This window comes from Blautia faecicola, from assembly GCF_004123145.1.
GTDB classification, from domain to species: Bacteria; Bacillota; Clostridia; order Lachnospirales; family Lachnospiraceae; genus Oliverpabstia; species Oliverpabstia faecicola.
Genome location: NZ_SDKC01000001.1, coordinates 1,710,624 through 1,732,916, shown reverse-complemented (window position 1 = coordinate 1,732,916; position 22,293 = coordinate 1,710,624). Strand labels below are relative to the sequence as shown.

The window sequence follows — 22,293 nt, the reverse complement described above, 5'->3', positions numbered from 1 at the left end:
CTTTCCGCTGTTTGTACAGTTTGTGATTATCCGTCACAAGAATCGGAAGATCGGCTTTCTCAAACCTTCCTGGGATTACTTTTATAAATGGTTTTCTATCCGTCCTGCGTTTATATTCATCAACGCCTATTCTATGCATCTAAAGCAATGAATAAAGAGATCGTTAAAAGAATCTCTTATAATAACGCAGTGAAATATTTCGGATTTGATGTGCAGTGACTTGCAGCATTTGCCTTGGATGCATGCTCAGAATTATCTGGCGATTCCGGACGAATTCTCCGTAACCGGGTACAACAATTCTATTATGGCAGTCAGCTGCGAACCGGAACTTACCTCCGTGGACAACCAGCTGGAACTGCTGTGTCAGACGACCGTGCAGCATATGATCGCACTTCTCGAAAAACAGGAGGAAGTGGAACAGCAGATTCTTGTTCCCTGCGAGATCGTAAGACGGTGTACCACGGATTTCTGAAATTCTGATCCTTTTGTGTACTTGGTAACACACTTGCTTTGCAATTCATTTGACGGCAGTGCAATTATCCGATATACTAAGCAAAGATATGCAAAAGGAGAGTATTGGGAATGGCGAAGTTATATTTTCGATATGGAGCCATGGGAAGTTCCAAGACGGCGAACGCCCTGATGGTTGCCTATAATTACAAAGAACGTGGAAAACGTGCATTGCTTGCAAAACCGAAGCTGGATACCCGGGAGATCGGTGTGATGCACAGCCGGATCGGACTGGAAGAGCCGTGTATCTATGTGGAAGATCTGGTTGAGATGTCAACGGAAGATCTGGAAGCGTATGACTGTATCATCGTGGATGAAGCGCAGTTCTGTAAAAAAAGTGATATTGAATTTTTCACACATCTGGTCGATGACCTGGAGATTCCGGTGATCTGTTACGGGCTTCGGACGGATTTTCAGATGCATCTTTTCGAGGGCAGCATGTGGCTGCTTGCCTGGGCGGACAAGATCGAAGAATTAAAGACTGTCTGCTGGTGCGGAAGCGGTGCACGGTGCAACGCCCGCATCGACAGCAATGGAAAGATGGTCCACGCCGGAAAACAGGTGGAAGTAGGAGCAAACGAGCGGTATATCGCTCTGTGCCGCAAACACCACGTAGAAGGAAAAACCGGACTGGAAAAGAATGAATAAAATATTAGTACACGAATAAATCCGAAGCAGAATGTCTGGAATCAGATGTTCTGCTTTTTAATTTACGCGAGCAACGAGTCAAAGTCCGTGCTTGCACGAGACCTTGACAACTGCCGCGATAATCAAAATTGATCCACTGGATCAATTATTGATATGCAATGCAACGAGTAAAATTCGCGAAGCGTATTTTATCTCGTTTTTTCTTGACTTAATTATTATAATAGTTCTAATAATTATTAGAAAATATGTGGCGGTGACACTTTGAAGGATACCGCGCAACTTCGTGTTGAAAACAAGAAAAAGATCCGAACCGTCATGCGGGAGGGAAAAGAATTCACCAAACAGGAACTTTCCAGACACACCGGTCTCTCTACGGCAACCTGCAATACGTTGATCAATGAGATGGCAGCCGACGGGGAAGTGACCGGTCACAAATTACAGCTCGGTGAAGTCGGAAGAAGTTCACTGGCATATCAGTTGAACGAATCCTATGAATTTACCCTGTGTGTGGTTTGAAATGATGGGTGAATCACGGGTTTTATATCTATATCTTCTGAACGCGCTTGGCAACATCGCTGGGAAAAGACAGGCAAGTTTCTCTTTTCTGGATGAAGCATGCCTGATAAACGAAATCGAACAGATGATGCAAAAGCAGAAGCGGATCAGGGCAATTATGATCGGAACTCCGAGCCTTTTAAAAGAGGGCAAAATCTCTCACTGTGATATTCCGGAACTCGACGGCTGCGATCTCGTGGGAAAATTACAGAGTCGTTTTTCCGTTATGGTTCATATGGAAAACGATATGCACTATCGTGTTTACGACTATTACAAGAAAAACTGCCAGCCGGATCAGATCGTCACACTGGCAAATTTCCCACTGCATGTTCTTCCCGGTATGGCAAGCATTCATCACGGGGAAGTCCACATGTAATGGAAGTGCTGAAACCCAAAAACAATTTCTCCATTGGAGATTTGTTCGACTTTTCAGAATTTTCATTATCTGCCTGACAAAACGTATTGAAGTATGAGTGATTTTTTAATCTTCTTGGGTAGTGGAAATGAGATAGGGGCTTCTGTATGGGATCTGTACAATCAGATCCCCGTTTTTGTTTATTAAAAAAATTTGTTAATAAAAAAGTACAATTTTTTTAAAATAGTATATTTTTGAATTGTTGTGTGTTATAATAATTTGCTCAGTGCTATGTAATCCCACAAAATAAAATGTCGTAACATGCAAAAAAAGTGGCTGAAATCACTTCAAAAAGAGCCTGAAAATGGTCCAAAAGCTTGCATTTTTTTGCGATTTAATGTGGTAAAGTAGTCTGTTAAATGTAGCTTGAAATGTTTATAAAATTACAACAAAAGGTGAAATTATGAGGAAATTAGCTTTAAGTGATGAAATTTTATTATCAATAAGTAGTCCTGCACGTTATATCGGTAACGAGATCAACGCAGTGATGAAAGACAAATCGGAAGTTGCGGTCCGGTTTGCCATGTGTTTCCCGGATGTCTACGAAATAGGGATGTCCCATCTCGGAATACAGATCTTATATGATATGTTTAACCAGCGTGACGATATCTGGTGTGAAAGAGTGTATTCCCCGTGGCCGGATATGGACAAAGTGATGCGTGACAAAAAGATCCCGTTGTTCGCACTGGAATCTCAGGAGCCGGTGAAGGATTTTGATTTTCTTGGTATCACAATCCAGTATGAGATGTGTTATACCAATATTTTACAGATCCTGGATCTGTCCGGGATTCCGTTAGAGGCTAAAGAGCGAACCTGGGATGATCCGATCGTGATCGGTGGCGGACCATGCAGTTACAATCCGGAACCGCTGGCACAGTTCTTTGATATTTTCTATATCGGAGAAGGTGAAACCGTTTATTTCCAGCTGATTGATCTGTATAAGGAAGAACGGGCGAAGGGCAGCAGTCGTATGGAATTCCTGAAAAAGGCTGCACAGATCCCTGGAATCTATGTACCGATGCTGTATGAAGTTACTTATAAAGAAGACGGAACCATTGCTTCTTTCACTCCGATTGACGCATCTGTTCCTGCATCTGTGGAAAAACAGATTGTCATGGACATTACCGATTCTTATTATCCGAGTGCACCTGTTGTACCATTTATCAAAGCGACACAGGATCGTGTGGTTCTGGAGATCCAGCGTGGCTGTATCCGCGGATGCCGTTTCTGTCAGGCAGGTATGCTCTACCGTCCGACCCGTGAACGTGATGTGGAGTTTTTAAAACAGAAAGCAGTGGAAATGCTGGACTCCAGCGGTCACGAAGAGATTTCTCTGAGTTCTTTAAGTTCCAGTGACTATTCACAGCTCCCGGAACTGGTGAATTTCCTGATGGAAGAATGTGACAGACGAGGCGTGAATATTTCCCTTCCATCTCTTCGAATTGATGCGTTCTCCCTGGATGTTATGAAGAAAGTACAGGATATCAAAAAGAGCAGCCTGACCTTCGCACCGGAAGCCGGTTCCCAGAGACTGCGTGATGTTATCAACAAAGGTCTTACCGAGGAAGTGATTCTGGAAGGTGCCGGAAAAGCTTTTGAGGGCGGCTGGAATAAAGTGAAACTGTATTTTATGCTCGGACTTCCTACCGAAACCGAGGATGATATGAAAGGTATCGCTCATCTTTGTGAAGAAATCGCGGAACGTTACTACGAAATCCCAAAAGATCAGCGAAACGGAAAATGTCAGATCACAGCAAGTACTTCTTTCTTTGTTCCAAAGCCATTTACCCCGTTCCAGTGGGCGCCGATGTGCCGGGAAGAAGAATTCCTTGACCGTGCAAGAATCGTCCGTGAAGAGATCCATGCACAGCTGAACCAGAAGAGTATCCGCTACAACTGGCACGAAGCCGATGTTACCGTTCTGGAAGGTATCCTGGCGCGTGGAGACCGTAAGGTTGGGGATGCGATTCTGAAAGCTTACGAACACGGTGCACTCTTTGATGCCTGGTCAGAGTATTATCATCCGGAATACTGGAAAGAGGCATTTGCCGAGTGCGGCATTGATACTGATTTTTATACCGTCAGAGAGCGAAGCGATGACGAGATTTTCCCATGGGATTTCATCAAGATCGGTGTCACCAAGAAATTCCTGTTACGTGAATGGAAACGTGCCCATGAAGAGACCGTAACGCCGAACTGCCGTATGCAGTGTTCCGGTTGTGGCGCAGCAAAATATCAGGGAGGTGTATGTGTTGAAAGTAAGGGTTAAATTTTCCAAAGAAGGTGCCATGAAATTCATCGGACACCTCGATATCATGCGTTATTTTCAGAAATCCATCCGAAGAGCCAATATTCCGATCGCTTTCTCCGGAGGATTTTCTCCTCATATGATCATGTCTTTCGCTGCACCTCTCGGTGTCGGAGTCACAAGCAGCGGAGAATATTTTGATATGGAACTGACAGACGATTCCCTGTCTTCCAAAGAGATGGAGGACCGGTTAAATGCAACAATGGCAGAGGGAATGAAAGTGATCAGTGTCCGTCAGATTCCGGACGGAAAGGCAAGTGCCTGTATGTCTCTGGTTGCTGCGGCTGATTATACCGTAACATTCCGCGAGGGAAAAGAACCTTCTGTCGAGTGGAAAAACGGACAGCTGGAAGCATTTTTTGCACAGGATAGCATTGAAATCCTGAGAAAAACCAAACGAAGTGAGAAAATCACCGATATCAAACCGTGGATCTACAAACTGGAACTGCGTGGTGACAAAGTCTGGATGCAGCTTTCCCAGGGAAGTGTTCACAACCTGAAACCGGAATTAGTGATGGAAGCCTTCGCTAAATTTCTCGGAATCGAACTGGAACCATTTGCACTGATGATCCACCGGGAAGAAGTCTATGCCGACCGCGGGGAAGAGGAGGTACGACAGCTGGTATCCCTGGAAGCGTTGGGAGATGTGATTGCATAAAATGGAACGTGTTATTATTACCACTCTCTGTTATCACGGAACAAACTGCCGGGTAGCTGCCTGGCAGTCAAATGGAAAAATCAGCCGGATCTGTCTGGAGGATCCTCAGGGGGAACGCCTGCTTGGAAGTATCCATGTGGGAAAGGTCCAGAAAATTCTCCCGGACATCAAAGGTGCTTTCGTGGAAATTGAAAACCGCACCAGCTGTTATTTTCCATATACGAAAGAATCTAATTTTCTCTATACAATGCCAAAGAAAACATCCGGCTTGCGGGCCGGTGACGAACTTCTGGTGCAGGTGACCAGAGAAGCGATAAAAACAAAAGCGCCCTGTGTGTCTTCAAACCTGAATTTTACCGGGAAATATCTGGTACTCACAACGGGAAATCGCACCCTCGGTATTTCCACGAAGATTCCGGCTGAAAAACGGGAAGAGTTAAAAGAACTTCTTGAAGAGCTGTTGCCGGAGGAACGCACTTACGGCATCATTCTTCGAACCAATGGCGCGCTGGCTTCTGCCGAAGAGCTGAGAGCGGAACTGCGGTCACTGGAAGCGCAGTTTACACAGCTGTATCGGAAAGCACTGCATACGCCGTGCTATACGAAGCTTTCCAGAGGAGAATCCATCACCGCATCCATTCTGAAAGATGTGCACTGGGAAGAAACGGAGAAAATCATCACCGACCAGAAGGCATTGTATGAAGAACTGTGTGTTTCCCGTCAAGATACTCCGGCTGCATCGATGTGTGCGATCGAATATTATGAAGATTCCCTGCTGCCGCTTGCACGGCTCTATAATCTCGAACGGGAACTCGATCAGGCACTTCAGGAGAAAATCTGGTTAAAATCCGGTGGATTTCTGGTGATCCAGCAGACCGAAGCCTTTGTTGCTATCGATGTCAACACCGGAAAACACAGCAGTAAAAAAGATGCAGAAGAAAATTATAAACAGATCAACCGGGAAGCTGCCCTGGAAATCGCAAGACAGATCCGCCTTCGGAATCTGTCCGGTATGATTCTGATTGACTTTATCAATATGCGGGACTGCGAAGACCGTTCGGATCTGATTCAGTATATGCGTTCACTGGTCCGATCCGATTCGATGCAGACCGTAGTTGTGGATGTGACCACCCTCGGTATCATGGAGATCACACGGAAAAAGTCAGCCAAAACCCTCGCAGAACAGCTGAACCTGCTGAGAAAGGGAGAATAAAGTATGCGTGAGAGAACTTTAAAGCCGTGGCATGGAGCTGCATTTTTTCTTTTGGTTATGATCGTATTTTTCGTAATCTGCGTGCCGCTGCAGTCTTATTTCGGACTGTACGGGGTGGCAGTTACGGAAATTATTTTACTGATCATGGCACTGATCTTTGCAAAAGTGATGGGACATTCCCTGCAATCTCTGTTTCCGGTATATTCGCCGGAAGGTCTGCCGATGTTAGGAACCATTCTGATGTGGATTTCCGTTTATATCCTGACAATGGTGGTTTCGCTGATCCAGTATCGGCTGTTTCCGAGACAGATGGAGGCAGTCAGCGGCGGTTTGGATGATGTAATCTACAGCGTACCGTTCTGGGTATCCATCATCGTAGTTGCAGTGCTTCCGGCAATCTGCGAGGAAGCAGTTCACCGTGGAGTGATCATTCATACCATGTACCGCATCCGAAAAGAATGGCTGGTCGTTCTGATCATGGGTATCTACTTCGGACTTTTCCATGCAAATCCGCTTCGTTTCCTGCCCACGGCGATCCTGGGCGCAGCCATGTCATATATTATGCTGGAGACGGAAAATATGGTCTATTCCTCCGCATTTCATATGGTAAATAATCTGCTTCCGATGCTGTTGCAGGAAATGCTTCTGAAAAATTCTCAGGTACAGCAGGCACAAAACCAGCTTGCCGCAAATGATGGAACTGTGACGATGCCTCTGGTTTCCATCGGTGTGTATCTGATTCTGGGAGCTGCCGCTCCTTTTGGTATGTATCTCGGAAATTATCTGTTACATAGACGAGGTGGTTCAAAACCACCGTTTTTCCCGAAAGAACAGATGGATCGCACCGTGCTCAAAATTGCGGTTCCGTCCGCCGTTCTCTTTATCGCAGGAAGCATTTGTTTTGGGTGTGGAATTTATTTTGAGTCCGTGTTATAATTATTTTATTGAGCTAAAATAACATATTGTAGAAAACCGTTACAGCAGTGTAAAAGGAGGAACAAAAGTATGAGCAGTGTTGCCATCGTCACCGACAGTAACAGTGGTATTTCACAGGCAGAAGGAAAAGAACTTGGAATTTATGTAATTCCGATGCCTTGCTTAGTAGATGGAAAATTATATTATGAAAATGTAGATATAACCAAAGAGCAGTTTTATCATTTTATGGAAAGTGATGCGGATCTGACTACTTCCCAGCCGTCACCGGGGGATGTCATGGATCTGTGGGATAAGCTCTTAAAAGAATATGATGAGATCGTACACATTCCGATGTCAAGCGGTCTGAGCGCATCCTGTTCCACAGCGATGGGACTGGCGCAGGACTATGACGGAAAAGTACAGGTAGTAAACAACCAGAGAATCTCCGTTACCATGCAGCAGTCCGTTATGGATGCAAAACACCTTGCAGCCACAGGAAAATCCGCTGCACAGATCAAAGAGATCCTGGAAAAAGAAGCACTCGAATCCAGTATTTATCTGGTAGTAGATACCTTAAAATATCTGAAAAAAGGCGGCCGTATCACACCGGCTGCAGCACTTCTCGGATCTGCGCTGAACCTGAAACCGCTTCTTCAGATCCAGGGAGAAAAACTGGATGCCTACAAAAAAGTCCGTGGTATGAAAGCTGCCAAGAAAAACATGCTGGATGCCATGAAGAAAGATGTGGAAGGCCGTTTTGCCGATTACGTTGCAAAAGGTCAGTTAAAACTTCATGTAGCTTATACCACAGATGAAGAGACTGCAAAACAGTGGATGGAAGAAGTGCAGAATGCATTCCCGGATCTTACGATCACAAGAGTGGATCCGCTATCCTTCAGTATCACCTGCCATACCGGCCCTGGCGTTCTGGCAATCGCGGCTTCCCATGCACTGGATGCTGAATAAAGTTTTAAAAAGAAATTTGTAAAAAACAGTTGACGAATCGTAAAAGTCATGCTAATATTACGAAGTATGCCGCACAAAGAGGTAGAAGTGCTCGAGAGAGCCACCATATTTGGCGAGTAATGATAATAGGAGGTGTGCCATATGTACGCAATTATTGCAACAGGTGGTAAACAGTACAAAGTAGCCGAAGGCGATATCATTAGAGTAGAAAAGCTTGGTGTAGAAGCTGGAGAGACTGTTACATTTGACCAGGTACTTGCTGTAAACAACGACGGTTTAAAAGTTGGAGCTGACGTAGCTAATGCCAGCGTTACTGCATCTGTAGTTGAAAACGGAAAAGCTAAAAAAGTAATCGTTTACAAGTATAAGAGAAAAACTGGTTATCACAAGAAAAACGGACATAGACAGCAGTTCACAAAAGTGAAAATCGAAAAGATCAACGCTTAATCAGGTGATCTGATGACAAAAGTTACGTTTTATCAGAATTCAGAAAATCAGTGCGTAGGCTTTACGAGTGAAGATCATGCAGGATATGCACAGGAAGGTGAAGACATTGTCTGCGCCGGTATCTCTGCATTGGTGATCAACACGGTGAATTCGATCGAGGCCTTTACAGAAGATGAATTTACGGTTGATGTGGATGAAGCATCTGCCCGTATTCATTTTATGATAAAGAACAAGCCTTCAAAGGAGAGTCTCTTGCTGCTGAATTCGCTGATTCTCGGATTACAGAGAATGGAAGATGAACAGTACACAGAATTTATTGATATAATCTTCGAGGAGGTGTAAAACCATGTTAAATATGAACCTTCAATTTTTTGCTCATAAAAAAGGAGTTGGTTCTACTAAGAACGGTAGAGATTCCGAGTCCAAAAGATTGGGAGCAAAAAGAGCTGACGGACAGTTTGTAAAAGCTGGTAATATCCTTTACAGACAGCGTGGAACCAAGATTCATCCAGGTGTAAACGTTGGACGTGGTAAAGACGATACTCTGTTTGCATTAGTAGACGGTGTTGTTCGTTTTGAAAGAAAAGGAAGAGATAAGAAACAGGTTTCTATCGTTCCGGTAGCTGAATAAGCATATGCAGCGGGCTTCAAATCAGAATGGTTTGGAGCCTTCTTTTTATATATTTGATATAGATACCAGGGTCAAAAGTTGAGATTTCTGAACTTGGGACTCGCCAAAACATGAATAATAGGAGAAAAATATGTTTGCAGACAGAGCAAAGATCGTGATCCGTTCCGGAAAGGGCGGGGACGGTCATGTAAGCTTCCGCAGAGAGTTGTTTGTGCCAAACGGTGGTCCGGATGGCGGTGACGGCGGCCGCGGAGGTGATGTGATTTTTGAAGTGGACGAAGGTCTGAACACATTGAATGAATTTCGTCACAAAAGAAAATATGCAGCAGAAAACGGTGAACAGGGCGGAAAGAAACGCTGCCACGGTGCCGATGGAAAAGATATCACTCTGCGTGTTCCGGAAGGAACCGTCGTCTACGAAGCAGAAAGTGGTAAAGTTATCGCGGACATGTCCGGTGAGAATCGCCGTCAGGTGATCTTAAAAGGCGGACGCGGCGGTAAAGGAAACATGCACTATGCAACTGCTACCATGCAGGTTCCGAAGTACGCACAGCCAGGTCAGCCTGCACAGGAACTGGAAGTGCGTCTGGAGCTGAAAGTAATCGCAGATGTCGGACTGGTAGGATACCCGAACGTAGGAAAATCCACATTTCTTTCCCGTGTAACCAACGCACAGCCAAAGATCGCCAACTATCATTTCACTACCCTGACACCAAACCTTGGTGTGGTAGACCTGGAAGGCGCTGACGGATTTGTTATCGCAGATATTCCGGGACTGATCGAAGGTGCATCGGAAGGTGTTGGTCTTGGACACCAGTTCCTGCGTCACATCGAGAGAACCCGCGTTATGATCCATATCGTGGATGCTGCTTCCACAGAGGGCAGAGATCCGGTAGACGATGTATATAAGATCAATGCGGAATTAAAGGCTTATAATGCCGATATCGCTTCCAGACCACAGGTGATCGCAGCCAATAAAGTAGATGTGATCTATCCGGACGGAGAAGATCCGATCCAGCGTCTGAAAGACGAATTTGAACCACAGGGCGTAAAAGTATTTCCGATCTCTGCTGTTACCGGCAAAGGCGTGAAAGAGCTTTTATATCACGTAAAATCCCTGCTGGATTCCATTGAGAAAAAACAGATTGTATTCGAGCAGGAGTTCTTCCCGGAAGATGTTCTGATCGCAGAAAACCTGCCATATACCGTAGAAAAACTCGACGATGGTCACACTTATGTGGTAGAAGGACCGAAGATCGAGAAGATGCTTGGATATACCAACCTGGATTCCGAAAAAGGATTTGCTTTCTTCCAGAAATTCCTGAAAGACGGCGGTATTCTGGAAGAACTGGAACAGGCAGGTATTGAAGAGGGAGATACTGTCCGTATGTACGGATTTGAATTTGATTATTATAAATAAAGGAGAGCTTATGACAAGCAAGCAAAGAGCATATCTGAAAAGTATTGCCATGACAACCGAACCGATTCTGCAGATCGGCAAATCCAGCCTGACACCGGAATTTACCCAGTCTGCAAAGGAAGCTCTGGAAGCAAGAGAACTGATCAAGATCAGCGTGTTACAGAACTGTATGGATGATCCGAAAGAGATCGCACATGTTCTGGCTGAAAGAACCGGTTCCCAGGTCGTTCAGGTTATCGGCAAGAAGATCGTTCTGTATAAAGAAGGAAAAAAAGAGAAGAAAAAGATTCAGCTTCCGTAAGGAGGAAATCATGAAAAAACGAATTGGAATTATGGGGGGAACCTTTGATCCGATTCATATAGGACATCTGATTCTGGCGGAAAAGGCTTATGAGGAACTGGATCTCGACGAGGTCTGGTTCATGCCTTCCGGTAATCCTCCCCACAAGCAAAACCGGGCAGGACGTGCCAGCGATAAACAGCGTGTGGAAATGGTTCGAAGAGCGATCGCTGACAATTCTCATTTCCGTCTTTCCACAGAAGAGATGCATCCGGACGGATACACATATACCTACGAAACATTGGAACGCCTGCATGAGAAATATCCGGATTATATCTATTATTTTATCATCGGTGCAGATTCCCTGTACGATTTCGACATGTGGCGCAGACCGGACCGAATCTGCAAGGCAGCCAGTCTGCTGGTCGCCACAAGGAACGATGTTCCTGAAGAATCCCTGAAAAAGAAAATGGCGTATCTGGAAGAGAAATACCAGGGCGAATTTATATTGCTCCACACCCCAAATCTCGAGATTTCCTCCCAGACACTCCGCGACTGGATTCGTGAGGGGAAAACCGTACGGTATTATCTTGTGGACAAGGTATGTGATTATATCCGTGACGAGGGCGTCTACCGGACAGAGTCCTGATTCCACGAACAGGAAGCTGACTGCTTTCTGAGACGACTTGTACCGGGAAATATACAAAGGATACAGGAGGAATGTTATGGAAGAACAGAAGTTTAATCTGATGAAGATTGCCGAAAAACTGAAGAAATATCTGGATGAAGACCGCCTCTGGCACACCCTCGGTGTGATGCAGATGAGTGCATCCCTGGCAATCCGCTACGATTATCCCATGGAACGCGCACAGCTGGCAGGTCTTCTTCATGACTGTGCCAAGTGTATTCCGGCAAAGAAAAAACTGAAAATTTGCAAAGAAAATAAAATTCCGGTCACAGACTTTGAAAGAGAGCACACCTTTTTGCTCCATGCAAAAGTAGGTGCCTGGGTGGCCCGTGAAAAATACGGCGTGACCGATCCTGAGATTTTAAGCGCCATCACCTGGCATACCACCGGAAAAGAAGATATGACGCTTCTGGAAAAGATCGTATATATCGCGGACTATATCGAGCCGGCAAGAAACAAAGCACCAAGGCTCCCTGAGATCCGCAAGATCGCTTTCGAAGACCTGGATCACTGCATGTATGCGATTCTGCATGACACACTAGAATATCTGGACGGTGACCCACAGGACATCGATCAGGCAACGATACGGGCTTATGATTACTATAAAAAATTGGTTAACGCAGAATAAGGAGAACGCAAAATGACAGATGCAAAAAATATGGCACTGCTGGCATGCGAAGCTTTGGAAGATAAAAAGGCTTCTGATATCAAAGTGATTGATATCGAACAGATCACCACACTGGCTGATTATTTTATCATCGCAAGCGGAAGCAACCGTAATCAGGTACAGGCTATGGCAGACAATGTAGACGAGGTACTGGGAAAAGCCGGCTATCCGTGCAAACAGACCGAAGGTTATTCCAGTGCAAACTGGATCCTTCTGGACTACGGCGATATCGTAATTCATCTTTTTGATGAAGAGAACAGACTGTTCTATGATCTGGAACGTATCTGGAGAGATGGAAAAGTGATGGATGCGAAGGAACTGAAAGAAGAGCAGTAGGCACATCAAAAGAGGGTACAGAAATTGATTTTGATTTCTGTACCCTCTTTCTATTCATTTCATTTCGATTTTACGTCTCTTCAGACAGCTTACTCCATAAATCGATATACACCAATCACTTTACCAAGAATCTGTAACTGATCATGTACAATGATCGGATCCATGTAATCGTTCTCCGGCTGGAGACGGTAGTAATCTTTTTCTTTATAGAATCTCTTGACTGTGGCAGAATCATCTACCAGAGCCACCACGATATCACCATTCTGTGCATCCGCGGTCTGTTCTACGATAACCTTATCGCCATCAAGAATTCCCGCGTTGATCATACTTTCCCCGACAACATTCAGAATAAACGTCTGTGCGTTCGGCATAAATTCCGCCGGAATCGGGAAATAGCTTTCCACGTTTTCGATTGCCAACAGTGGTTCACCGGCCGCCACACGACCAAGTACCGGAACATTCACCATCTCTCTGCGTACCAGATTGAAGTTGTCATCCACAATCTCAATTGCTCGCGGTTTGGTAGGGTCTCTCCGGATATAACCGTTCTTTTCCAGACTCTCCAGATGCGCGTGGACAGAAGAAGTAGATTTCAGATTCACCGCTTCGCAGATCTCACGTACTGCCGGTGGAAATCCTCTGTTTAAGATCTCACTCTTAATATATTCCAAAATTTCACGCTGTTTATCTGTAATTTTTCCGTATGCCATAACTGAATCCTCCCGAACATCTGATTCTTTTTCTTTATCGTTCTTTTTTTATGTATCCGTAATTGTATCTCTATGATTTCTCAAAAATTCATAATCTACTTGTTTTCTTCGAAAAATAGTTACATACAAATTGTATAATTATTTAATTATAATGATAACATATACAGGATTAAAATGCAAACACATATTCCGAAAATTTGTTCGAATTTTTCCCAAAACCATATTGACAAACGGATGTTCGAGAATTATAATAATCTCACAGTCAAAGAACAAATGTTCGCAAACGTATGTTTTGAAAGTATGGGAGGAATTTACTATGATGAAGGAATACAAAGGACAAACAACTGTTACTGGAAACACTCGCAGAAATGTGCCATCCACAAAAAAGCATACCCGGAAAGCACAGCGCAGACATTTTCCTTTCGCCAGTCTGCTTCTGCTCTGCCTGGCTGTAATCGCAGTGCTCCGTTTCACCAGCGTTGATGCAAGTGCAGATGTACCGGAACGTTACAAATACTATACCAACGTGTATGTAGATCGTGATACCACTTTATGGGGTGTTGCCCAGGAATACATCAGCGATGAGTATGCAAGCGCCCGTGCCTACATGGAAGAAGTAAAAAGTATCAACCATCTTCCGGATGATCAGCTGATTTACGGAACCACGATCTGTGTTCCTTATTATTCAGACGAATATCGGAAGTAAACATATCTTATTTTTTTAATCTGTGAAAGTTTTGAAATAATTATTAATTAGAAAAATTAATAAACGAATCGTTATTTATTACAAAAAGGGGTGTTCAAATAACTTTTCTCCATATATAATAAATGAGAAAAAATGTGCAGTTGCAGAAAAGCAGCTGCGCAGGAATTTTACTTCGCGAACTATATTCGAACATTCTGTTCGTTCATCCTGCGAAGTGTAACATCAAGGAGGAAAAGATAGTATGAGTACCAAAGAAACAGGTCATTCCAGACAGATGGACAAAGCATTGTTTGATTTTTATGGAAAACCATCGTTCGGACAGGCTATGCCGCTGGCGATCCAGCACGTACTGGCCATGATTGTAGGATGTGTAACCCCATCCATCATTGTTGCCGGAGTAGCCGGACTTTCCCAGCAGGATTCCGTCATTCTGATCCAGGCTGCCCTAGTCATGTCAGCACTTACCACATTATTACAGTTATTCCCGTTTATAAAAACCAAATGGTTCGCCATCGGCTCCGGACTTCCGGTTATGATGGGTATCAGTTTTGCTTATGTACCAAGTATGCAGGCAATTGCAGTAGAATATGATATTGCCACCATCCTCGGTGCACAGATTGTCGGCGGTATCATTGCGTTACTGGTCGGATTAAATATCAAACGAATCCGTAAATTTTTCCCGCCATTGATCACCGGAACGGTTGTATTCGCTATTGGATTATCCTTATATCCGACAGCTATCAATTATATGGCAGGTGGTGCCAGCAGCGAAAAGTATGGTTCCTGGCAGAACTGGCTGGTAGCAATTATTACCCTGATTGTTGTAACATTCCTGAATCACTATGGAAAAGGAATCTGGAAACTGGCATCTATTCTCATCGGAATTATTGTCGGATATATTGTGGCACTGTTTTTTGGTATGATTGATTTTTCATCCGTTGCAAGTGCATCTTTCTTCCAGTTACCAAAACCGATGCACTTCGGAATTACCTTTGAGCCATCATCCTGTGTAGCAATTGGCATTTTATTCGCGATCAATGCCGTACAGGCAATCGGTGACTTTTCCGCAACGACAACTGGTGCTATGAATCGTATGCCGACCGATAAGGAATTAACCGGCGGAATCGTAGGATACGGTATCAGCAATATTATCTGCGCATTCTTCGGTGGTCTGCCTACCGCAACCTACAGCCAGAACGTAGGAATCGTTGCCACAACCAAAGTAACCAGCAGAAGAGTAATGGGATTATCTGCAGTGATCCTGCTTGCAGCCGGACTGATCCCGAAGTTTTCCTCTTTACTGACTACCATTCCTTATTGTGTACTGGGTGGTGCAACCATTTCTGTATTTGCATCCATTGCCATGACAGGTATGAAGCTGATTGCCTCTGAAGAACTGAACTTCCGTAATACCTCCATCGTAGGTCTTGCAATCGCAGTGGGTATGGGTGTTACACAGGCAAGCGCATCCCTGGCGCAGTTCCCGGACTGGGTAACCACAATTTTCGGAAAATCTCCGGTTGTGCTGGCTACCATTTCCGCCATCATCCTGAATCTGGTTCTTCCGAAACAGATGGATGTGAAAGCAAAATAAATTCGTTGTAACACGATAATATTATTTACATTTATTGATGATTAAGAGGGCATATAGAAAAGAAGATCCATGATTATTTTTTTCTATATGTTCTTTTTTTACAGAAACAGAGTTTTTCCTATACATTGGAGTAAATCTCTGGAATTTCTGTGACTGTTATTTTATAATATATGTGTATGGTATTTTTATGTAAAATCAAATACGCATTATATATCATATCAGGGTTACAGAATCGGATGGCTGGCACAAGTTTTCCTGCAAAAAGATTTTTGACCTCGGACTTACAAAAAAACATTAAGGAGATGGCTAAAACTTATGAATCTGATATTACAGCATGGACGTCCGGAAAACATGGCGGATCGTCTGGAAAAAGAACAAAAAGTATATAAATTACTGGATCAGCTGCATATCGAATATGACCGGATCGATCACGAACCGGCTATGCATATGGATGTCTGTGAAGAAATAGACAAAACACTGGGAGCAATGATCTGTAAAAATCTGTTTTTATGTAACCGACAGAAAACGGACTTTTATTTATTGTTAATCCCGGGAGATAAAGTATTTAAAACCAAAGATTTGTCCGCACAGATTGGCAGCGCACGTTTATCCTTTGGAACTGCGGATTACATGGAGGAATTCCTTGATGTAACACCCGGTTCCGTGAGCATCCTGGCACTGATGAATGACACCGAACACCTGGTTCGCCTGTTAGTCGACAGTGATGTACTGAGAGAAGAATACTTCGGATGTCATCCATGTATCAACACATCCAGTTTACGTTTAAAAACAGAAGATGTATTTGAAACGTTTCTGAAGGCAGTGGATCATACCATGACGGAAGTACATTTATAGGCACTTCTGGTGGTTTTCCTGTCAATCTATTTGAAAAACTGTTGTTTGTCGTATAGATTGACAGAGCTCTTTTGCTATGTTAAAATTCTTTCAGTGCCTTTATTTTTTAACATTCAGAAAGGATTTTTATTATGGATCGAATTACTTATCATGAACAAACGGATATGGAAAATGTTTTAAAACTTCGTGAAGTCCTTCGTACTCTTCCGGAATTTTCCAGAGATTATTTTCGGGCAATTGATTCAACAACAACTACCAAAACCAGAATTTCCTATGCCTATGACATACGGATTTTTTTCCAGTTTCTCGTAAACGAAAATCCACTGTTTAAGGATAAAAAAATCACAGATCTGACTATCGACGTCCTGGATCAGGTACAGGCTCTTGGTATCGAGGAATTTATGGAATATTTGAAAGTTTATAAAGACAGCCAGGATTCTTATATCACCAATGGAGAAACCGGCTTAAAACGCAAAATTTCGACGTTACGAAGCTTTTATAATTATTACTTCAAACACGAAATGATCAAGACCAATCCCCCCGCTTTGATCACTATGCCAAAACTTCATGAAAAAGCCATCATTCGCCTGGATACGGATGAAGTTGCTATGCTTCTGGATTATGTTGAACATGCCGGTGATCAGCTTTCCGGACAGAAAAAAGCTTATTATGAGAAAACAAAAACCCGTGATCTCGCGCTGATCACTCTCCTGCTCGGAACCGGAATCCGTGTATCAGAATGTGTTGGTCTGGATGTCGAAGATCTGGATTTTAAAAACGACGCAGTAAAAGTCACCCGAAAAGGTGGAAACGAAATGTTTGTATATTTCGGTGAAGAAGTTGAAAAAGCACTGCTCGATTATCTGGAAGTACGTGAATCAATTACACCGATAGCCGGTCATGAACACGCTCTCTTCTATTCTATTCAGAGGAAACGAATGGGCGTACAGGCCGTGGAAAATCTGGTCAAAAAGTATGCGCAACATATTACTTCCACAAAAAAAATCACGCCTCACAAATTGCGCAGTACTTACGGCACCGCCTTATACCGCGAGACCGGAGACATTTATCTGGTTGCCGACGTACTTGGTCATAAAGATGTCAATACCACTCGGAAACACTATGCTTCTGTCGGTGACGAACAGCGCCGGAAAGCAGCTTCCGCTTTGCGATTGAGGGAAGAACCGCCCAAGCAAAACTAAACATCGCAAATATCACTTTATTACATGAAATCAAGATTGGTCGGTCCACTAACCCAATTTTGATATGCAATGCAACAAAAAAATAGACAGAGTCGCTAATTCGGTCTCTGTCTATTAATTATATTCTATATTATCTTTGAAAAATGTTTTCTGCAAGATTCGCATCACAGCTTGTGGAACGTGCAATTGCAGAAATGATTTTTCATACACACTCTAACCAATTTTATGGTCTTGAAATATAATTCCACGGTGACACATAATTTCCATTCAGGAGAATTCCAAGATGCAGATGTGCTCCAGTTGCTACGCCTGTTGATCCCACATATCCAATGGTCGTTCCTGCAGAAACACTCATACCGGTATGTATATTTGCGATCCTGCTCATATGCATATATACAGATACAACGCCATTTCCATGACTGATCTTTACATAGTTACCCATAGTTCCATTATATCCATAACTTTGTACTGTTCCGCGATGAATCGATGTAACAGTTGCCCCTTCCGGTGCTGAAATATCAATTCCACGATGATAAGATGATGCTCCTGCTGTAGGACGGGGCCGTGGACCATAATCACTGCTGATCCTGGTATACCCCGGGCAAGGCCAGGTATAAATATTATCATATGCAACAGAAGGATCCCATGCTCCTGAACTCGTAAGATAATAGGAATCTATCCAGGTATCTGCTGCCATCAAACCGCTTTCACGGAAATAGTACCAGTAATCACCAATCTTTTGCCAACCGATAACCATCGCTCCGGATTCACTCAGATAAAACCAACCGCTGTTTATCTGAATCCATCCGGTAAGCATTGCTCCGGAATTATTCAGATAATACCAGCTGCCACCAGCCTGCTGCCAGCCAATGCTCATAGCTCCACTTCCCTGAAAGAAGTACCAGTTTCCGCGAATCCTTTGCCAGCCAATGACCATTTCTCCCGAGCTGTTCAGATAGTACCAGGTGCCGTTTACATACACCCAGTCTGTAGCCATCGCTCCGGAACTTCCCAGATAATACCAGCTGTTACCATTCTGCAGCCAACCGGTACACATAGCACCGCTCTCCTGAAGATAATACCACTGCCCATCAATTTTTTGCCAACCGGTACGCATTGCTCCTGACGAGTCCAAATAATACCAGTTTCCTTTTACATAAATCCAGCCATTCGTTACCATATTTCCGGAATCGCTGAAATAGTACCAGGAACCATCAAGAAAAAGCCATCCGACAGTCATATAACCATCGCTGTCAAAATAATATGTAACATTATTAATGTCCTTAAAACAGGAGGTCGGATAAGATCCATCCTCATTTTGCCACCACCATCCTTCAAAGTTCAATCTCCATCCCGGATCATGCCAAACCATTGAAGGATCCAGCTCCCCATTTTCATCCAGATAATACTTTTTCCCATTATCTTCTATCCAGGTGTTGTATGCAAAAGTGCCATCCGCATACTGCCAATGACTCTTGTCATCTATCAAAACCCAGCCTTCTGTATAATCTTCTGTATGAATTTCACCCACTTTCTCAGATAACTCTGATTCCGGCACATCCTGCCCGGATTCCTGCACGTACTCCTGTTGCTCGTCTTCCGCAAACACCATCGCAGGCAGCGGAATAAACAATGCAAACGCTGTTAACACTCCGCAGAATACCTGTATAAACCATTGACTTTTATTATCATGCATGAATAGTAGTTCCTTTCTATTTTTTATGCAAATGCCGTATCGTCCAAAACAATCGTAAACGGTCCATCATTAACTAATGATACTTTCATATCCGCTCCAAAAATTCCGGTTTCTACAACAGGTACCTGCTCCTTTGCTTTTGCGATCAGATATTTGTATAAGCGTTCTGCATTTTTCGGATCTCCTGCATCTGTAAAGCTGGGCCGGTTTCCATGACGACAGTTAGCATAAAGGGTAAACTGCGAAATCAGCAATAATGAGCCACTCACATCTTTTAATGAACGATTGGTCTTCCCATTTTCATCCTCAAAGATTCGCAGTTGCAGTAATTTTTTCAGATATTTGTCAGCTATTTCTTCCGTATCATCTTTTCCCACACCGATCAAAACCATCAACCCGTTTTGTATCGTACCTACTGTCTCTCCAGCAACCGACACGCTGGCTTCCTGACACCGCTGTATTACCAATTTCATATCATTTTCTCCCTTATATTCTTCTTATTCTGAAATTTTTTTCAGAAATTCTTACTTATTTTCTTCTTTTTTCTGTTCTTCCGAGACTTCTTCTACTTCTCCATTCATTTTTCTCTTTTCCCTTGACATCAGACTTGCCTTTGACTGGATCTTACGGTAACTTTTAAAAGCACTGTCACTTCCCGGCTTTTGTGCTGAAGGCGCTATCGGCTGCAGAGTTTTCGCATCCAGATGATCAATATCCCGGTAGCTTTCAAGATCTATCGGCATTTTCTTTTTCTCCAGTCGGCTCTGAATACCATTCCGGATCACCGTGCAGATAATTGCACAGGCCGGAACACCTACAAACATACCAAAGATTCCAAAAAGACCACCACCCACAAGGATCGCAACGATAACCATAAAACTGGAAAGTCCTGTAGAACCACCGAGAATCTTCGGTCCGAGGAAGTTTCCGTCAAACTGCTGCAGCAGTAAAATAAAGATAACAAAATAAATGCACTGAATTGGATTAACCAGCAAGATCAGCACCGCACTTGGTACCGCTCCGATATATGGTCCGAAAAACGGAATCACATTTGTTACACCGACAATTACACTGACCAGCAGAGCATATGGCAGATTAAGAATCGTAGTGCCTATATAACACAAAATTCCAATAATCAGAGAATCCAGAACTTTTCCTATAATAAATCCGCCAAACGTTTTGTCCACATATTGAAGATCACGAATGATATTATTTGTTGTCTGCGTACTGAACAGACAATATAGGAGTCTCTTCCCCTGTGCAACATAGGACTCTTTCCCATATAACAGATAGATGGAGATCATCGCACCGATCAGAAAATTTTTCAAAAATACCAGTGCACCCATAAAGCCTGTAGAAAAACTTGCCACCAGAAGATTGATCTTAGGAAGCAGGTCATTCGTAAGCCATGTCTCCGCCCGCGCCGTTACGGTAGAAAAAATCATACTGGAGTTTTCTTCCAGTTCCGGATAATTTTTCAGCAGATTCGTCAGCCATTTTTCAATATTATTGATATATCGTGGAAGGTTATCAATAATATTGGTAATACTGTTAATCAATTCCGGAATCAGCATAGACAGCAATCCATAAATTCCAAAGAAAAACAAAAGTAACGTAACAATCACACAGATCATCCGGATTCCATGGCGAACTTTTTCCGACGGCTTCCAGTTCTTTTTTTCACAGATCCGATAAATAATACTTTTCTCCATAAAACGGATAAGCGGCCACAGAACATAAGAAATCGCAGCCGCATACACAATCGGTGTGAGAATGTTGTAAATAGCCTTTAATCCCTTTGTAATCGATGCTGTGTGAAAGATTCCAAAGTAAAACAACAAACTAGCTGCAATCACACAAAAAGCCGTGACACCAATCTGTACATATTTCTTTTCCAAAAAATTTTTCATCTAAACGCCTCCAACCGTGTTTTGGTACACATATATCAAGTATTATAACACAGATAAAATCTTATGCATTAACTTTTTGTGACTTTTCTGTAAACCATTTTTTTGATATACTGCATATCAGGAATACTTTTCCAGACAGACTCTACTATAAAAAGGAGAAATTTATGAAACTGCAACAGTTGATGAGTCAGACAAGACGAGCCATAGACGATTATGGCATGATCCATACCGGAGACAAAATTGCCATCGGTATATCCGGCGGAAAGGACAGTCTAACGCTTTTATACGCACTTCATGGTCTGCAGCGCTTTTATCCTGAAAAATTCGATCTGGAGGCAATTACCGTAGATCTGGGGAATCCTGATTTTGATCTTTCTCATATCCGGCACTTATGTGAGACCATGCAAATCCCCTATACAGTAGTCAAAACAGAGATCGCACAGATCGTGTTTGAAGAACGGAAAGAAAAAAATCCATGCTCTCTGTGTGCAAAGATGCGAAAAGGCGCACTAAATGATGCTGTGAAAAAACTTGGCTGCAATAAAATTGCCTACGCACATCACAAAGATGATATCGTGGAGACTATGATGATGTCCCTGATTTATGAAGGTCACTTCTACTCTTTTCCTCCGATCACGCATCTGGATCGTACCAATCTGACCGTAATCCGTCCTCTGATGTATGTCAGTGAGGCTGACGTCAAAGGATTTTGCAGAAAATATCAGCTTCCTGTAGTCAAGAGTCCTTGCCCGGCAGACGGTTATACCAAACGCCAGTATGTGAAAGATCTTCTGAGAAAACTAAATCTGGAAAATCCAGGTGTGAAAGAGCGTATGTTTTCTGCTATCATAAACGGTAATATTTCCGACTGGACCCCTCGGATCCGATAAGCAACAGAAAACCAGATTCTACAGTACTTAACCTAATAAACTGTAGAATCTGGTTTTTTGTGTTATCCGAACT

26 protein-coding genes are annotated in these 22,293 nt (G+C 43.3%); 22 read left to right on the top strand and 4 right to left on the bottom strand.

Features of this window, described 5'->3' with window-relative positions; translation table 11 throughout:
- Positions 1-238: 238 nt before the first annotated feature.
- From ETP43_RS07780 to rsfS, 17 genes are all read left to right on the top strand, one after another.
- Positions 239-472, top strand: coding sequence for a substrate-binding domain-containing protein (locus ETP43_RS07780; protein WP_164979647.1), 234 nt, complete (start codon positions 239-241; stop codon positions 470-472).
- A gap of 110 nt (positions 473-582) precedes the next feature.
- Positions 583-1,158, top strand: a complete 576-nt coding sequence (locus ETP43_RS07775) for a thymidine kinase (RefSeq protein WP_022172487.1) — start codon at positions 583-585, stop codon at positions 1,156-1,158.
- A gap of 261 nt (positions 1,159-1,419) precedes the next feature.
- The gene (locus ETP43_RS07770; protein WP_129257650.1) at positions 1,420-1,674 is read left to right on the top strand and encodes a winged helix-turn-helix domain-containing protein; all 255 of its coding nucleotides are present in this window, start codon (positions 1,420-1,422) and stop codon (positions 1,672-1,674) included.
- Entirely contained in the window at positions 1,649-2,089 is a 441-nt protein-coding gene (locus ETP43_RS07765) for a hypothetical protein (RefSeq protein WP_164979645.1), read from the top strand. Before ETP43_RS07770 ends, ETP43_RS07765 begins: the two co-directional genes overlap by 26 nt.
- A 442-nt stretch (positions 2,090-2,531) precedes the next feature.
- Positions 2,532-4,397, top strand: a complete 1,866-nt coding sequence (locus ETP43_RS07760; protein ID WP_129257646.1) for a TIGR03960 family B12-binding radical SAM protein — start codon at positions 2,532-2,534, stop codon at positions 4,395-4,397.
- Complete coding sequence (locus ETP43_RS07755; protein ID WP_334295490.1) at positions 4,378-5,094, top strand: TIGR03936 family radical SAM-associated protein; 717 nt, start codon at positions 4,378-4,380, stop codon at positions 5,092-5,094. The genes ETP43_RS07760 and ETP43_RS07755 overlap by 20 nt, the downstream gene beginning before the upstream one ends.
- A gap of 1 nt (position 5,095) precedes the next feature.
- Complete coding sequence (locus ETP43_RS07750; protein ID WP_164979644.1) at positions 5,096-6,307, top strand: ribonuclease E/G; 1,212 nt, start codon at positions 5,096-5,098, stop codon at positions 6,305-6,307.
- Between the two features lie 3 nt (positions 6,308-6,310).
- Positions 6,311-7,243, top strand: a complete 933-nt coding sequence (locus ETP43_RS07745; protein WP_129257640.1) for a CPBP family intramembrane glutamic endopeptidase — start codon at positions 6,311-6,313, stop codon at positions 7,241-7,243.
- Between the two features lie 69 nt (positions 7,244-7,312).
- Complete coding sequence (locus tag ETP43_RS07740) at positions 7,313-8,188, top strand: DegV family protein (RefSeq protein WP_129257639.1); 876 nt, start codon at positions 7,313-7,315, stop codon at positions 8,186-8,188.
- Between the two features lie 141 nt (positions 8,189-8,329).
- On the top strand, positions 8,330-8,635 hold the full coding sequence (gene rplU / locus ETP43_RS07735) for a 50S ribosomal protein L21 (RefSeq protein WP_022172494.1): 306 nt from the start codon (positions 8,330-8,332) through the stop codon (positions 8,633-8,635).
- 12 nt (positions 8,636-8,647) lie between these two features.
- Positions 8,648-8,977: a ribosomal-processing cysteine protease Prp gene (locus ETP43_RS07730; protein WP_022398659.1), complete on the top strand. Its 330-nt coding sequence runs from the start codon at positions 8,648-8,650 to the stop codon at positions 8,975-8,977.
- Between the two features lie 4 nt (positions 8,978-8,981).
- On the top strand, positions 8,982-9,266 hold the full coding sequence (gene rpmA / locus ETP43_RS07725) for a 50S ribosomal protein L27 (protein ID WP_022172496.1): 285 nt from the start codon (positions 8,982-8,984) through the stop codon (positions 9,264-9,266).
- Between the two features lie 130 nt (positions 9,267-9,396).
- Positions 9,397-10,686 carry a GTPase ObgE gene (obgE, locus tag ETP43_RS07720; RefSeq protein ID WP_022398658.1) on the top strand — a complete coding sequence of 430 codons (1,290 nt, stop codon included), beginning with the start codon at positions 9,397-9,399 and terminating at the stop codon, positions 10,684-10,686.
- Between the two features lie 10 nt (positions 10,687-10,696).
- Complete coding sequence (gene yhbY / locus ETP43_RS07715) at positions 10,697-10,987, top strand: ribosome assembly RNA-binding protein YhbY (protein ID WP_129257637.1); 291 nt, start codon at positions 10,697-10,699, stop codon at positions 10,985-10,987.
- Positions 10,988-10,997: 10 nt separating this feature from the next.
- Positions 10,998-11,615, top strand: a complete 618-nt coding sequence (gene nadD / locus ETP43_RS07710) for a nicotinate-nucleotide adenylyltransferase (protein WP_129257635.1) — start codon at positions 10,998-11,000, stop codon at positions 11,613-11,615.
- A 76-nt stretch (positions 11,616-11,691) separates the two neighbouring features.
- Positions 11,692-12,282, top strand: coding sequence for a bis(5'-nucleosyl)-tetraphosphatase (symmetrical) YqeK (yqeK, locus tag ETP43_RS07705; protein ID WP_129257633.1), 591 nt, complete (start codon positions 11,692-11,694; stop codon positions 12,280-12,282).
- Between the two features lie 12 nt (positions 12,283-12,294).
- Positions 12,295-12,657 (top strand): ribosome silencing factor, encoded by a 363-nt coding sequence (gene rsfS / locus ETP43_RS07700; protein WP_022398655.1) that lies wholly within the window; start codon positions 12,295-12,297, stop codon positions 12,655-12,657.
- Positions 12,658-12,746: 89 nt separating this feature from the next.
- Here the strand turns inward: rsfS and lexA are convergent, their stop codons facing one another.
- The gene (lexA, locus tag ETP43_RS07695) at positions 12,747-13,367 is read right to left on the bottom strand and encodes a transcriptional repressor LexA (RefSeq protein ID WP_022398654.1); all 621 of its coding nucleotides are present in this window, start codon (positions 13,365-13,367) and stop codon (positions 12,747-12,749) included.
- A gap of 316 nt (positions 13,368-13,683) precedes the next feature.
- On the opposite strand from lexA, the gene ETP43_RS07690 reads away from it, so the two are divergent.
- From ETP43_RS07690 to ETP43_RS07675, 4 genes are all read left to right on the top strand, one after another.
- Positions 13,684-14,073: a hypothetical protein gene (locus tag ETP43_RS07690; protein WP_129257631.1), complete on the top strand. Its 390-nt coding sequence runs from the start codon at positions 13,684-13,686 to the stop codon at positions 14,071-14,073.
- 241 nt (positions 14,074-14,314) lie between these two features.
- Positions 14,315-15,667, top strand: coding sequence for a uracil-xanthine permease family protein (locus ETP43_RS07685; protein WP_129257629.1), 1,353 nt, complete (start codon positions 14,315-14,317; stop codon positions 15,665-15,667).
- 321 nt (positions 15,668-15,988) lie between these two features.
- On the top strand, positions 15,989-16,522 hold the full coding sequence (locus ETP43_RS07680; protein ID WP_129259522.1) for a prolyl-tRNA synthetase associated domain-containing protein: 534 nt from the start codon (positions 15,989-15,991) through the stop codon (positions 16,520-16,522).
- A gap of 131 nt (positions 16,523-16,653) precedes the next feature.
- Entirely contained in the window at positions 16,654-17,724 is a 1,071-nt protein-coding gene (locus ETP43_RS07675) for a tyrosine-type recombinase/integrase (protein ID WP_129257627.1), read from the top strand.
- Positions 17,725-17,947: 223 nt separating this feature from the next.
- Here ETP43_RS07675 and ETP43_RS07670 read toward each other — a convergent pair whose 3' ends face one another.
- From ETP43_RS07670 to ETP43_RS07660, 3 genes are read right to left on the bottom strand one after another with little or no spacing between them, the layout of a single operon-like run.
- Positions 17,948-19,420 carry a peptidoglycan DD-metalloendopeptidase family protein gene (locus ETP43_RS07670; RefSeq protein WP_129257625.1) on the bottom strand — a complete coding sequence of 491 codons (1,473 nt, stop codon included), beginning with the start codon at positions 19,418-19,420 and terminating at the stop codon, positions 17,948-17,950.
- Positions 19,421-19,443: 23 nt separating this feature from the next.
- Entirely contained in the window at positions 19,444-19,893 is a 450-nt protein-coding gene (gene dtd, locus ETP43_RS07665; protein ID WP_129257623.1) for a D-aminoacyl-tRNA deacylase, read from the bottom strand.
- Between the two features lie 51 nt (positions 19,894-19,944).
- Positions 19,945-21,330 carry an AI-2E family transporter gene (locus tag ETP43_RS07660; RefSeq protein ID WP_129257621.1) on the bottom strand — a complete coding sequence of 462 codons (1,386 nt, stop codon included), beginning with the start codon at positions 21,328-21,330 and terminating at the stop codon, positions 19,945-19,947.
- 164 nt (positions 21,331-21,494) lie between these two features.
- Between ETP43_RS07660 and ETP43_RS07655 the strand changes: the two genes are divergently transcribed.
- Entirely contained in the window at positions 21,495-22,220 is a 726-nt protein-coding gene (locus ETP43_RS07655) for a tRNA lysidine(34) synthetase (protein ID WP_022398646.1), read from the top strand.
- The last annotated feature ends 73 nt before the right edge of the window (positions 22,221-22,293 follow it).

Bases quoted from the DNA above. Each gene is read 5' to 3' on its own strand.
- lexA (WP_022398654.1), bottom strand. From the start codon at position 13,367: ATGGCATACGGAAAAATTACAGATAAACAGCGTGAAATTTTGGAATAT.
- ETP43_RS07780 (WP_164979647.1), top strand. From the start codon at position 239: ATGCATGCTCAGAATTATCTGGCGATTCCGGACGAATTCTCCGTAACC.
- nadD (WP_129257635.1), top strand. From the start codon at position 10,998: ATGAAAAAACGAATTGGAATTATGGGGGGAACCTTTGATCCGATTCAT.
- ETP43_RS07655 (WP_022398646.1), top strand. From the start codon at position 21,495: ATGAAACTGCAACAGTTGATGAGTCAGACAAGACGAGCCATAGACGAT.
- ETP43_RS07775 (WP_022172487.1), top strand. From the start codon at position 583: ATGGCGAAGTTATATTTTCGATATGGAGCCATGGGAAGTTCCAAGACG.
- dtd (WP_129257623.1), bottom strand. From the start codon at position 19,893: ATGAAATTGGTAATACAGCGGTGTCAGGAAGCCAGCGTGTCGGTTGCT.
- ETP43_RS07745 (WP_129257640.1), top strand. From the start codon at position 6,311: ATGCGTGAGAGAACTTTAAAGCCGTGGCATGGAGCTGCATTTTTTCTT.
- obgE (WP_022398658.1), top strand. From the start codon at position 9,397: ATGTTTGCAGACAGAGCAAAGATCGTGATCCGTTCCGGAAAGGGCGGG.
- ETP43_RS07730 (WP_022398659.1), top strand. From the start codon at position 8,648: ATGACAAAAGTTACGTTTTATCAGAATTCAGAAAATCAGTGCGTAGGC.
- ETP43_RS07685 (WP_129257629.1), top strand. From the start codon at position 14,315: ATGAGTACCAAAGAAACAGGTCATTCCAGACAGATGGACAAAGCATTG.
- ETP43_RS07750 (WP_164979644.1), top strand. From the start codon at position 5,096: ATGGAACGTGTTATTATTACCACTCTCTGTTATCACGGAACAAACTGC.
- rpmA (WP_022172496.1), top strand. From the start codon at position 8,982: ATGTTAAATATGAACCTTCAATTTTTTGCTCATAAAAAAGGAGTTGGT.
- rplU (WP_022172494.1), top strand. From the start codon at position 8,330: ATGTACGCAATTATTGCAACAGGTGGTAAACAGTACAAAGTAGCCGAA.
- ETP43_RS07690 (WP_129257631.1), top strand. From the start codon at position 13,684: ATGATGAAGGAATACAAAGGACAAACAACTGTTACTGGAAACACTCGC.
- ETP43_RS07760 (WP_129257646.1), top strand. From the start codon at position 2,532: ATGAGGAAATTAGCTTTAAGTGATGAAATTTTATTATCAATAAGTAGT.
- ETP43_RS07675 (WP_129257627.1), top strand. From the start codon at position 16,654: ATGGATCGAATTACTTATCATGAACAAACGGATATGGAAAATGTTTTA.
- rsfS (WP_022398655.1), top strand. From the start codon at position 12,295: ATGACAGATGCAAAAAATATGGCACTGCTGGCATGCGAAGCTTTGGAA.
- ETP43_RS07670 (WP_129257625.1), bottom strand. From the start codon at position 19,420: ATGCATGATAATAAAAGTCAATGGTTTATACAGGTATTCTGCGGAGTG.
- ETP43_RS07660 (WP_129257621.1), bottom strand. From the start codon at position 21,330: ATGAAAAATTTTTTGGAAAAGAAATATGTACAGATTGGTGTCACGGCT.
- yqeK (WP_129257633.1), top strand. From the start codon at position 11,692: ATGGAAGAACAGAAGTTTAATCTGATGAAGATTGCCGAAAAACTGAAG.
- yhbY (WP_129257637.1), top strand. From the start codon at position 10,697: ATGACAAGCAAGCAAAGAGCATATCTGAAAAGTATTGCCATGACAACC.
- ETP43_RS07765 (WP_164979645.1), top strand. From the start codon at position 1,649: ATGAATTTACCCTGTGTGTGGTTTGAAATGATGGGTGAATCACGGGTT.
- ETP43_RS07740 (WP_129257639.1), top strand. From the start codon at position 7,313: ATGAGCAGTGTTGCCATCGTCACCGACAGTAACAGTGGTATTTCACAG.